This is a genomic window from Streptomyces sp. NRRL B-1140 (assembly GCF_001280065.1).
Lineage (GTDB): Bacteria > Actinomycetota > Actinomycetes > Streptomycetales > Streptomycetaceae > Streptomyces.
This window is the reverse complement of record NZ_LGEA01000125.1, coordinates 243,500-255,805: the sequence shown is the minus strand read 5'-3', so window position 1 is coordinate 255,805 and position 12,306 is coordinate 243,500. Positions and strand designations below refer to the sequence as shown.

Here is a 12,306-nt window from a genome sequence, read left to right as displayed (position 1 = left end):
GTGCTTCAGAAGTGATACACCCAGCGCTGCCCCGTGCACCCGTGCGCCCCCCTGGAGAAAGGGTTCACCAAGTCGGCCGCCCACCGGACTGGGCAGGACATGGGGCAGGCGCCGCATCGGTGAAACATCAACTTTCCCGGGTCGACTGAAGCAGGTGGAATTCCATGAACGGCTGCGTTCCCGAATCGGAGCAGGCATGGACGGTTGGTACTGCTCCAGGCATATTCCCATCCATCGGCCACGGTATCGCCTTGTTCCGCCGGCCGCTGGATTTTCTGAATTCTCTTCCCGCGCACGGCGATCTGGTCGAGATACGTCTCGGCCCCCGGCGGGCGTGGATGGTGTGTCATCCGGAACTGGTCCACCGCATGCTCCGGGACACCCGCACGTTCGACAAGGGCGGACCACAGTACGACCGGCTTCGGGCACTGATGGGTGACGGCGTCGTCACCTGCCCGCACGCCGCGCACCGACGTCAGCGCCGGTTGCTGCAGCCCGCCTTCCGTCCCGTCGGTGTCGCCGCGCGGACCGGCGTCATGGCCGAGGAGGCCGCGTCGCTGTGCCGGGACTGGCGCAGTGGGCAGCGGGTCGATGTCAGTGCCGCAACCCTGGGTCTGACGACCCGGCTGATCAGCAGGCTGCTGCTGTCCGACTCGCTGGATCCCGCCGCGACCGACGAGGTGCGGCACTGCCTCGCCGCCATCGTCCGGGGCCTGTTCGTGCGCACGGTGATACCGGTCGACGCCCTCTTCCGTCTCCCCACACCCGCCAACCGCCGTTACCGGCGGGCCGTGGAGCGGGTGCGCGAACTCATCGGCACGGCCATCGACGAACGCCGCCGGGGCACCCCCCGCGACGACCTGCTGGGACTCCTGCTGAACGCCGCAGCGGACGCGGACGGCGGGCCCTCGATCACCGAACGGGAGGTCCACGACCAGCTGGTGTCCCTCCTGCTCACCGGCTCCGAGAGCCCTTCCATGTGTCTGGCCTCCGCCTTCAGCCTCCTGGCCCGGCACCCGGAGGCGGAGCGGCGGCTTCACGCCGAGGTCGACACCGTCCTGGCCGGACGGTTACCGGACGCCGACGATCTGCCGCGTCTGGTCTACACCCGGGCCGTCCTCACCGAGACCCTGCGCCACTCCCCGCCCGGCTGGCTCTTCACGCGGGTCACCACACGGGAGACGGAGTTCGCCGGACGCCGGCTGCCGCGGGGAACCACGATCCTGTACAGCCCCTATCTCCTGCACCACGATCCCGCCTCGTTCCCCGAGCCCGAGGCGTTCCGGCCCGAGCGCTGGCTGGAGGGCGCGGCCGCCGCCCGCCCGCACGGGGCGCTGATCCCGTTCGCGGCGGGCAACCGCAAGTGCATCGGCGACCTGTTCTCCATGGCCGAGATGACGGTGGCCCTGGCGACGGTCGCCGGCCGCTGGCGGCTACGGCATCCGGCCGGGCGCGTCCCGCCACCGCGCCCCGGGGCGACGCTGGGACCGAGGTCCCTGACGATGATCTGCACATCACGGGCGCACGCATCGGGCGGCACCGCGCCGCACGGCCTCGCCCTCACGCCCGGCGCCGAGCGAGCGGCGTACGGGACGGAGAAGGCCCGGAGGGACGGTGACAACGGTGTCCACCACGCATGAGGAAAGGGCGGCCGTCGCGCGGGACGTGCTTCCCGCGTCCACCTTGGTGGAGCTGATCGACGCTCACCTCTACATGCCCTTCCCGTTCCGGCGCAGTCCGCACGAGGCGGCCGCCAGGGCGGGTGTCGACGAGTGGCTGCGCGCGACGGGGCTGAGCGACGAACCCGGCGTCCAGGCCATGATCTCCCGCACGCGCCCGGCCGAACTCGCCTCCTACAACAGCCCGGACGCGGATCCCGGCCTCCTGCGACTCGTCGCCCGCCAGATCGCCTACCAGTTCGTCTTCGACGACCGGGCCGAGGAGGTCGGCCGGCACCGGCCCGGCCGGTTGCTCCCCATGCTGGGCGAGAGCATCGCGATCCTGCGGGACGGCACACCGCCCAGCACTGTGCTGGGCGCGGCCCTGTCCGACCTCCACCGGCAGGTCCGCGCTCGCTGCACCCCCGCACAGGCGGCCCGCTGGGCTTGGAAGAGCCGCGAGTACGTGCACGGGCTGCTGTACGAGTCGGTGGCTCAGACCCATCCCTCGCCCCTGCACTCCGGGCTGTGTACGTCGATACGGTCCCTCACGGCCGGCGTCGAGCCCTTCCACCCGCTGTGCGAGGCCGCGCAGCCGTGCGAGCTCACCTCCGCGGAACTTCACCACCCGGTCATGCGGCAGCTGAGCCGGCTGTCGGCCGATGCCGCGGTGTGGATCCCCGACCTCTTCTCCGCGGTCAAGGAGCAGCGGTCCGGCGAAATGATCAACGTGGCGCTCGCCTACCAGCGGGCCCACCGGTGCTCCCTGCCGGTGGCCGTCACCCTGGCCATCCAGCAGATCAACCGCACGATCCGCGAGTTCGAGGGCCTCTACGCCGGGATCGAAGCCGAGTTGAGCCCTTCGGGCGTCGGCTACGTGAACGGCATGGCCGGCTGGATCCGTGGCTGTTACTACTGGTCCCGCACCGTGCCGCGGTACGCGGACGCGGCGGCTCCGGTCCTGCGATGAGAGGGCGCGTCGTCAAGGCGGTGGGCGGGTGCGCATTCGGGGCAAGATACCCGCCCGGCCCGCACTTCACGCGGTCGTAGCAGGTCGTTCACCCTTCTTCGTCGTGCTCGTTCCGGATTCCAAAACGGTGTCCGTCGGGAGGCGTACGCTCGCGCTGCCTCCCGATGGCCGACGACAGGAAGCGGTACGGCACATGGCGAACGAGCTGCGGCAACCCACGTCCGAGCCCCGGCCGTTGCTCGAGCGCCGCAAGGAGCTCCGCGCACTGGATACGGGCTTGCGGGGCCTGCGGGACACCGTCGAGGGCGTGCCTCAGGCACCGCGCGGTGGACTCCTCGCGTTCACCGGTCCGGCCGGGATGGGCAAGACCGCCCTGTTGACCGAGGCCCGCGCCCGGGCCCGGGATCTGGGGTTCACGGTGCTGTCGGGCCGAGGCGGTGAGAAGGAGCAGGAACTGGCGTTCCACCTGGTGCGGCAGGTCGTCCAGCCCGCGCTGGCGTCGATGGACGCGGAAGAGCTCCGTACCTTCCTGGGCGGCTGGTACGACATCGTCGCCGCCGCTCTCGGTCTGGTCGCCACGCCGAACGGCCATGCCCCGGACCCGACCGGGGTCAGGGACGGTCTCGACTGGGTGATGACGCGCCTGGCGGTGACGAAGGCGCCGGTCGTGCTGCTCCTGGACGATCTGCACTGGGCCGACGTGGAGTCGCTGACCTGGCTGGCCTCGTTCGCGCCACGGGCCCTGGACCTGTCGATGCTGATCGTGGTCGCCTTCCGGCCCGACGAACTGCCGCTCGAGGCAGCGGCCTTCGGCTCCCCGTCCGGCGACCTGGGGACCCGTCCCTTCACCCTGGCTCCGCTCAGTGCCACAGCCGTGGCCCGGATCGTCCGTGGCGAGGTCGGTGAGGACGCTGAGGACGCGTTCTGCGAGGAATGCTGGGAGGTCACCGGGGGAAGCCCGTTCGAGGCGGTGGAACTCTCCATCAGGCTCGGCGAGCGCAATCTGAGGGGCACCGGCGAGGATCTGCCCGCCATGCGCGACCTGGCCGCCGCGGTGAAGGGACCGGGACTGATCGAGCGGCTCCAGGGGTTCGGTCCGAGCACCGTCCGCTTCGCCTACGCCGCGGCCGTCCTCGGGCAGGCCATCCAACCGGAACTGGCCGCCCGTATCGCCGCGATCGGCAGCACCGCGGCGGCCGAGGCCACGGAGAAGCTGCGCGGCGCCCGTGTGCTGGCCGACGGCGACGTGCCCGGAGGGAATCTGGAGTTCCTCCACCCGCTGATCGCCACCACGATCTACCGGTCCATCGGGCCGAGCCTGCGGGAGGGGCTGCACAACTCGGCCGCGGAGGCCATCCGGGCGGCCGGGCTCGGCCCCGCCGCCGCGGCCCGCCATCTGCTGGAAGTTCCCTGCGAGGGCAGCGCCGAGGCCGTGGCCTGTCTGCGGGAGGCCGCCCGGGAGGCGCTGCACTCCGGCGCCCCGGAGGCGGCCCGGCGACTGCTGGACCGGGCCCTGCAGGAGCCACCGATGCCGCAGGAGCGCGCCGCGCTGCTGCACGAACTCGCCTGCGCGACCTTCCTCATCGAGCCGACGGCGACCGTCACGCATCTGCGTCAGGCGCTCGCGGAGCCGGGCATCGACCCCGAGCTGCGTGCCTCGATGGTGTACCGGCTGACCCAGGCGCTGGCCCACACCGACCGGATGGCGGAGGCCGCGACGGTGGCCGCGGACGAGGCGCGCCGGGCCGCCGCGCATCCCCGGATCCGGCTGCGGATGCAGGCCGACCACTTCGTGTGGAGCGCGTTCCGTACCGACGAGCCGGACTCGTCCGGCCGTTCGCGGAAGCTGGCCCGGCTCGCCGAGCGCCTGCCCGGGCGTGGTCCGGAGGAGCGCTACATCCTCGGGTCCCGCGCCTGGGACGCGATGATGTGCGGCGAGCCCCGCCAAAAGGCCCTCGCGTACGCCGAGAAGGCCCTGCGCGGCGGACTGAGCTGGACCCATGAGAACCACGGCTTCGAGGTGCCCGTCTCGGTCGCGCTGGTGTTCATGTACTGCGACCAGCCGCGACGTGCCGAGGAACTGTTCGCGAAGGGCATGGCCGAGTGCGAGTCGAAGGGCTGGCGCGGCTCCCACCTGGCCCTGGGCCAGACGCTCTCCGGGTACATCCGCTACCGCCGCGGCTGTCTGGCCGAAGCCGAGAACCTCGTGCGGGAGGGCCTGCGCATCGCCGACCGGGTGGAAGGCGCGGTGCCCGCCCAGTGGTTCGCCGTCGGCATCCTGATCCAGACGCTCCTGGCCCGCGGCCGCGTCGTGGCGGCACGCCGGCTCGCCGACACGTACCGCTACGGCGACGTCATCCCCAACGCCGTCATCTACCCCGACCCGCGCACCGTCTACGCCGAGCTGCTCCTGGCGGAGGGCCGGACCGAGGAAGCGGCCGCCCTGCTGACCGATGTCGGGGAATGGCTGGAGGGCCGGGAATGGCGCAACCCCGCGTGGTGCCCCTGGCAGCTGGGGCTGGCCTCGGCCCTGTCGCGCAGTGCTCCCGACCGGGCGGTGCACCACGCCAGGGACGCGGTGAAGCGGGCCCGGGACTTCGGTGCGGCATCCGCGATCGGCCAGGCGCTCCACACGCAGGCGGAGGTGACGGGCGGTGAGGCGGGGCTCGACCTGCACGCGCAGGCCGTCGACCACCTGCAGCAGTCGCCCGCGGCGTACGAACTGGCCCGTGCCCTGGTGGGCCACGGCGCCGCGCTGGCCCGCGACGGCCGTCTGCACCAGGCCGCCGACCGTCTCTACCAAGGCCTGGAGGGCGCGGTGCACTGCGGTGCCGAGGGCCTCGCCGCCCGGGCCAGGACGGAACTGTCCGCAGCCGGACTGCGACCGCTGCCCCTGCGCTACCCGCAGTCGGACACCCTCACCGCGCAGGAGCGCAAGGCCGCCGAGATGGCGGTGAGGGGTCGAGGCTCGGCGGTCGTGGCCAAGGAACTGCACCTCACCGAGGAAGGCGTGCGGCAGCTGCTCTCGTCCGTCTACCGCAAGATCGGCACGGACGCGGCGGGCCTTGCCGCGGCGCTGGAGTCGTTCCCCCGGCCGCGACCGTGACGGATGCCCGCCACGGGTGGGCCCCCGGGGCATCACGGACGGGCCTACGCGACCGTGGGGCGCCCGCTCACCGCGGCCGGGAGTTGTGCTGCGCCCGATGCCCCATCGACTCCCAGAACGCCCGCAGCTCCGCGATGTGCGTCCGGCGTTGCCAGGAAGCCTTGGGGTGCAGTCCGGAGCGGGAGTGGGACAGGAGGGTGGCCTGGGCGCGGCAGAAGGCCTCGCCGAGTTCGACACGCTGGCCGTCGAGGCCCTTGGGCGGGTACGGGCACAGTTCGAAGGCGCAGTCGTCGCGGCAGTTGGAGCCCGCCTGGGAGGAGGCCGTGCGAACGGTGGTACGGCCGGGGTCGAGCGGACTGCGGTCCAGGGTGAGGCAGGGCGGCAGGTCGGGGCGGGCGGTGTGCTGCAGTCGGCGGATGCGGTCGGTGGGCCAGTCGCCGCGTTCGGCCAGGTTGAGCAGCAGCAGCACGTCGGCGAGGAGCTGCTGGGCACTCGGGTGGAGGGCGCTCCAGCCGGTGGAGGGCGGGATCCAGAGGTTGTGCTTGCGCGCCTCGCCCCGGGACGTCTGGGAGCCGACGTGCGCGGCGACGCCCGACTCGTCGATCCACAGGAACCGTTCGGGCTGCCGGGTCTCGAGCGCCCACACGCACAGCTTCCCGGCCGCCGTCACGAAGGGGTGTTCGGGTTCGCCGTCCGGCCGGGCCAGCCATTGACGGACCTGCTGGGCGGGGTCGGAACCGTGGCCGCCCGAGGGGCGGGAGACCGTGGCGCCGTCGGGCAGGTCCCAGAGGGTCAGCGCGTGCAGCAGTGTCAGGCGGGTGAACCAGAAACGGGTGCGTCTGAGCATGTCCAGGGCCTGCTCACTGAGGTACTCGCGGGCTTCGGACCGAGCGTGCGGATGACGGTGCCGCCGGTTCGCCGCGTACTTGAAGCCCTGGGCCAGCGCCACTTCCACGTTGAGGTCGAGTCGGGCACGCGCGTCCGGGCTGTCCTCGGGGATGCCGACGCGGCGCACCCAGCTCTCCAGGAAGGCGTACGGCGTGTCCTGGTGCCGGTGGGTGGTGACCGAGCCGACGAGCAGCGGGACCAGCCAGGCGCACAGGGTGTTGTCCCGCCACTGCCGTTCCTCGGCCTCGCGGTCCTCGCGCTCCCGCCGGCGTTCCTGACGCCGCTGCTGCTCACGCTCCTTCAGTTCCCGCTTCATACGGGCGACCTGGCCCTCGCCCTGCCTGCGACGCCGGCTCTCGCATTCGCCGACGACCTCGGGCTGCTGGCCGCCCCACATCTCCTCCGCCCAGTCGGACTCCCGCTCCACCCGCCCGCTCTCGACCACCTGCGGTCCGCGCAGCCTGGGCTGGAGCGCCTCGAAGGCGAGGTCGCCACCGGCGCCGATCTCCTGCGCGATGGCGAGACGGACGGCGTACGAGGGCTCCAGGCGCGCGATCTCGAACAGTTCCAGGTAGGCGGGCCGGAGGGTCTGGCGCTGGGCGACACCGCGCATGGCCTCGCCGAACCGGGTCACGAGCAGGGCCTTGGCGGTTCGGAGCGTGTGCGGGTCGCGGGCCCGCAGTTCGGGCCAGGAGGTGCACAGCCGCATGGCGATCAGGTGCTGCTCCGGCTCGGCGTCGACGCTGTCGATCTCGAGGGCCGCCGCGTAGAGCTCCAGGGCCTTGCTGTGCAGGGTGCGGCCGAAGAGCGGGCGCGCCTCCTGTTTGTCGTCGTCGCCCGGTCCGCAGGTGCGGACCGACTGCGCCTGGCAGGCGGCCTCCATCAGGAGGTCGCGGGCGGCGCTCACCGGACACCAGCAGGTCCCGTCCGGGCCCACCGCGCCCGGCTCGTCGTGGACGCACGCGCCGTCCGGAAGCCGGGAGTGCAGCACCATGGCGATCAGCAGCTCCCGGCCCGGACTCCGCAGGGCCGCCGGGAAGAACGACCCCTCGCGTGGTTCGTCCGGGACGTCGGGGTGGATGACCGCGTTCAGAAAACGGGCGCCCAACTGGGCCTGGATGACGCTGTGCTGGAAGCGGACGCGGTCCCCGCCGAGCTCGACCAGCTCCATCCGGGCGCCCCAGTGGGCGGCGAGCCTGAGGTCGATCCCGCTGTCGCCGACCCTGCGGGCCAGTTCGCGGACGATCTCGGGGAAGCGGGAGGCGGCGGGGTCCTGCTCGTCGACGACGTCGGCGAACCGCACCTCGGAGGTGTCGAGGGCGAGGCCCACGCACGCGAGCGCGGACAGGTAGTGGACGGTCGAGCGGCGCTCCTCCGGGGAGAGCGGCAGGTGCGGCCGGAAGCGGCCGCTGATGAGGGCGCTGAGCCAGGTCTCGAACAGATGGAACCGCAAGGACGCCCGGTCGCCGCCCCTGGTCTCCACGGCCTCTTCCTCGGTGGGGACGCTGAGGGCCCGCTCCAGCAGGCCCTGCTCGTGCAGTTCGGCCGCGATCTCCAGATAGGTCGGGGCCTCCGCGATGCCGGCCCGCTCGACGATCCAGTCCAGCCGCTGGCGGTCCTCCCCGGCGCCTCCGGAGGAGATGTAGGTCAGGGCGGCCTCCTCGCTCAGCGGCTCCAGCTCGGTGAGGGATGCCTCCATGCCGCGCAGTGAGTCGTGCGGCCGGGAGGTGATGATCAGGGGCAGCCCCTCCTCGTTGGCCCGGCGGATGGCCAGGCGGATGATGGTGTCGCGCTCCTCCGTCAGGTCCGCGGCGGTGAGCGCCTCGTCCAGGCCGTCCGCGAGCACCACGATCCGCCCCTGCTGACTCAGCCTCCGCCACACCTTCTCCGCTTCCGCGGAGGACCGGATGTGACCCTGCACCTCTCGGCAGAAGCGCTCGAAGGCCAGCTCGCGGAAGTCAAGGTTCTGATCGGCGGCGCGCAGCCGCAGCGGCACCGGCACCGCCCCGCGTTCGGCGAGCCGCTGGGTCAGCAGCACCACCAGCGCCGTCTTGCCGGTGCCGATACCGCCGACGACGACGTGGGTACGGCGGAAGCGGCGGTCGCGCAGGTCCTCCATGAGGACGGAGCAGAGCTGGTCGCGACCCACGACCCGGCCGAAGATCCCGCCCGCGGTCTCCACGAGTTCGTGGGGGTCCTCCAAGGCCTTGCGCACGTAAGCCCAGCGCACGTGTCTGAAGCGGAAGAACAGATACGTGACGGTGGCCAGGGCGAGGGTGAGGAACGGCATGAAGAGCGACTGCAGGACAGCGCAGCTGAAACTGTCGTCACCGCGGCACTGCTTGCCGACCCACCGGACGGGCGAGTCGAAGCTGCTTTCCTGCGGCAGGCTGATGAGGGCCGTGACGGCCAGGAACAGCAAGAGCAGCGCCCCGGTGAACGTCAGCACCAGCAGTGCCACGTACGTGCCGTTCTTGCGGACCCGCCAGGTCCTGGTTTTGTCGTATCCCTGCCGCATCAGACGGCGCCGGTGCAGGGCGCCGCGGACACCGAGCCCGTCACGCAGCACTCGCCTGGGCCGCCGGGGCGGTCCTCCTCCGTCGCTCACCCTGTGAGGATTCCGCCGCGAGCGGCGATCCGGGCACCGGCGGCCTCGGATTCACCCGACGGAAGCGCCGCGGGCACCCGCCACCCGGGCGTATGGCGCCAGTGCCGCGCGAGCGGGGGCAGGGGTGCCCGCCCCTCGGATCCCCTCAGCGCCACGGCCCTTGACGCTGAACCGTTTCACTGCTTCCCTCGAACGGCTGCCTATGGGAGCGCTCCCAGACCACCCACACGTGAAGGGAAACCCCGTGCAGACCTCCCCCCACACCGTCCCGAGACGTGCCCTGCCGACCCTCCTCGCGGCCATGCTCCTGGCGTGCCCGCTCGCCTGGGCCGACGGTTCACCCGCGCAGGCCGCCGCTGTGCGGACCGGCTCCTCCGGCACCGCGGTGAAGGCCGCCGCCCCCGGGCAGCCGGGCGACCCGAACATCAAGTTCGTCGGCCGCTGGGACACCACCAGCTCGGCCACCGCCTACACCCCCTACTGGGCGGGCGCCTACTACCGGGTCGGCTTCACCGGCCGGACGGTCAAGCTGAAACAGCGCAACACGATCGACCTGTGGGCGCGGATCGACAACGGTCCCGTGCGGTTCTACGACGACGTCAAGGGGACGGTGGACCTGACCCCGACGGCCTTGTCCCCCGGCAACCACACGCTCCAGGTCAACTACCAGGTGGTGGCCGGGTCGTACAGGGGCGACGCGGTCTTCCAGGGGCTGGTCCTGGACGGCTCCGCGACGACGTTCGCACCGCCGGCCCGGTCCAGGACGATCGAGTTCGTCGGCGACTCGATCACCGTGGGCACGACGAGTTCGCAGAACGCCCGTACCGCGTACGGCTGGCTGATCGGGGAGCGGCTGGACGCGGAGCACACGCAGATCGCGCAGGGCGGGGCGTGTCTGGTCGCCTCGGCGGACGGATGCGTCGGGCTGGAGCGGCAGTTCACCAAGCTCGACCCGAACGCGGCAACCCCCGACTGGAACTTCTCCCGCTACCGGGCCGACGCGGTCATCATCAACCTCGGCACCAACGATGTCGGGCACGGGGTGAGCGCGGCACAGTTCCAGTCGGGGTACAGCAGCCTGCTGCGCAAGGTGCGGGCCGCGTATCCGCAGGCGTGGATCTTCGCTCTGGAGACCTTCCGGGGGCGGTTCGTCCCGCAGACCGAGGCCGCGGTGAAGGCCGCCGTCGCGGGTGGAGACGCCCGGGTCTCCTTCGTCGACACGACCGGCTGGCTGGGGTCGGGGGACCTGACGGACGCGGTGCACCCCAACGACCGGGGACACCGGGTCATCGCCGACCGGCTGGCGCCGGTCATCGCGGCGCGGATCGGTTCGTAGCGGGACTCGAGCGGCGGGGACGGGCCTCACATCGGGCCGGGGCCCGCTCCTCCCTTGAGGCGTTCCAGGTCGGAGGGGCGGACCTGGATGACGACCAGGGCGATCACGGCGGCGACGGCGGTGAAGATCGCGGCCATGATGAAGGCGGCCGAGACCCCGGCGGTGAGGACCTCGTCGGACCAGGGTTTGGGCAGTTCCCCGGTGCGTTGGAAGCGGATGCGCTCGGCCGGGGTCGCCTGCTGGAGGAAGTCCGGGACCTGCTGCTTCGCCTCGTTGGTGCTGGCGGTGCCGAACATCGTGACGAGGATGGACAGGCCGAGGGAGCCGCCGACCTGCTGGGTGGCGTTGAGGAGTCCGGAGGCCGCACCGGTCTCCGGCGTGGGCACATTGGACAGCGCCATGAGGGTCAGCGACACGAACTCCATGCCCATGCCCAGGCTGAAGACGAGCATCGGGCCGAGAACGCTGCCCGCGTAGGTGGAGTGAACGTCGGTCAGGGTCAGCCAGGCCAGGCCGGCCGCCGCCAGGATCGCGCCCACCACCATGAACGGCTTGGGGCCGTAGACGGGCAGGAACCGTGAGGCCAGTCCGGCTCCGACGGCGATGACCGCACTGACCGGCAGGAAGGCCAGTCCGGCCGCGAGTGGGCTGAACCCGAGCACGTCCTGCACGAAGAGGGTGAGGAAGAAGAACATGCCGAAGATGGCGGCGGCCAGGCACAGCATGATGCCGTAGGTGCCCGCACGGTTGCGGTCGGCGAACATGTGCAGCGGCGTGATGGGTTGTTTCGAACGCCGCTCGATCATGACGAAGACCGCAAGGACGACGACCGCCCCGGCGAACGAGGTGAGGGTCAGGGCGTCCCGCCAGCCTTCCTGTGCCGCTCTGATGAAGCCGTAGACGAGCAGCACCATGCCCGCGGTGGAGGTGAGTGCGCCGGCGATGTCGAAGCGCCCGGGGTGGCGTTCGGACTCCCTGATGAAGCGCGGTGTGGCGAGCACGATGAGCAGGCCGATGGGCACGTTGACGAACAGCACCCATCGCCAGTTCAGCCACTCCACCAGCATGCCTCCGGCGAGCAGGCCTATCGCGCCGCCGCCGGCCGAGACCGCGGCGAACACCCCGAAGGCGCGGTTGCGTTCCGGCCCCTCGCGGAAGGTGGTGCTGATCAGGGCGAGGGAGGTCGGGGAGGCGATGGCGCCGCCCACGCCCTGCAGGGCGCGTGCGCCGAGGAGTTGGCCGGAGTTCTGGGCGAATCCGCCGAGCAGGGAGGCGAGCGCGAAGAGCAGCACGCCGAAGATGAAGACGCGCCGCCGGCCGAGGATGTCGCCGGCCCGGCCGCCGAGCAGCAGCAGACCGCCGAAGGTGAGGGTGTAGGCGTTGACCACCCAGGACAGGCTGGTGGTGGAGAAGTCCAGCGCACTCTGGATGTGCGGCAGCGCGATGTTCACGATGGTGATGTCGAGGACCACCATCAACTGGCACGAGGCGATGACGAGAAGTGCCATCGTGTTGCCGCCACCACCGGATTCCCTGGTGGTGGTCGCCTGTGGTGAAGCCGGCTGCGGGCTGCTGCCTGCGGTGTCCACCGTTCGACGGTACGCCCGGCCTCCGCACCCCACCACTCGATCACCGTGGGCCCGGCAGCGGCTGATGCGGGGGCGGCGGTGCGTCAACCCCCGGGTCCGCGCCGGACGCGGGAGCCGGTCCGCCGCGCGAGGTGGAGGTGCTGCGGCCGGC

Annotated in this window: 6 protein-coding genes; 4 read left to right on the top strand and 2 right to left on the bottom strand. The window is 71.8% G+C overall.

Features of this window, described 5'->3' with window-relative positions:
* Positions 1–164 precede the first annotated feature (164 nt).
* The 3 genes from ADK65_RS31150 to ADK65_RS31140 all read left to right on the top strand — a co-directional run bounded on the left by ADK65_RS31150 (position 165) and on the right by ADK65_RS31140 (position 5,734).
* The gene (locus ADK65_RS31150; RefSeq protein WP_078956231.1) at positions 165–1,640 is read left to right on the top strand and encodes a cytochrome P450; all 1,476 of its coding nucleotides are present in this window, start codon (positions 165–167) and stop codon (positions 1,638–1,640) included.
* The gene (locus ADK65_RS31145; RefSeq protein WP_053674329.1) at positions 1,624–2,628 is read left to right on the top strand and encodes a (-)-alpha-amorphene synthase; all 1,005 of its coding nucleotides are present in this window, start codon (positions 1,624–1,626) and stop codon (positions 2,626–2,628) included. The genes ADK65_RS31150 and ADK65_RS31145 overlap by 17 nt, the downstream gene beginning before the upstream one ends.
* 193 nt (positions 2,629–2,821) lie before the next feature.
* Positions 2,822–5,734: an ATP-binding protein gene (locus ADK65_RS31140; RefSeq protein WP_053674328.1), complete on the top strand. Its 2,913-nt coding sequence runs from the start codon at positions 2,822–2,824 to the stop codon at positions 5,732–5,734.
* Positions 5,735–5,801: 67 nt separating this feature from the next.
* On the opposite strand, the gene ADK65_RS31135 is transcribed toward ADK65_RS31140, so the two are convergent.
* A complete protein-coding gene (locus ADK65_RS31135) occupies positions 5,802–9,230 on the bottom strand; it encodes an NACHT domain-containing protein (RefSeq protein ID WP_234353009.1) in 3,429 nt (1,142 codons plus the stop codon).
* A gap of 244 nt (positions 9,231–9,474) precedes the next feature.
* On the opposite strand from ADK65_RS31135, the gene ADK65_RS31130 reads away from it, so the two are divergent.
* The gene (locus ADK65_RS31130; protein WP_234353008.1) at positions 9,475–10,566 is read left to right on the top strand and encodes an SGNH/GDSL hydrolase family protein; all 1,092 of its coding nucleotides are present in this window, start codon (positions 9,475–9,477) and stop codon (positions 10,564–10,566) included.
* 26 nt (positions 10,567–10,592) lie between these two features.
* Here the strand turns inward: ADK65_RS31130 and ADK65_RS31125 are convergent, their stop codons facing one another.
* Positions 10,593–12,074 carry an MFS transporter gene (locus ADK65_RS31125; protein WP_053674327.1) on the bottom strand — a complete coding sequence of 494 codons (1,482 nt, stop codon included), beginning with the start codon at positions 12,072–12,074 and terminating at the stop codon, positions 10,593–10,595.
* Positions 12,075–12,306: the final 232 nt, after the last annotated feature.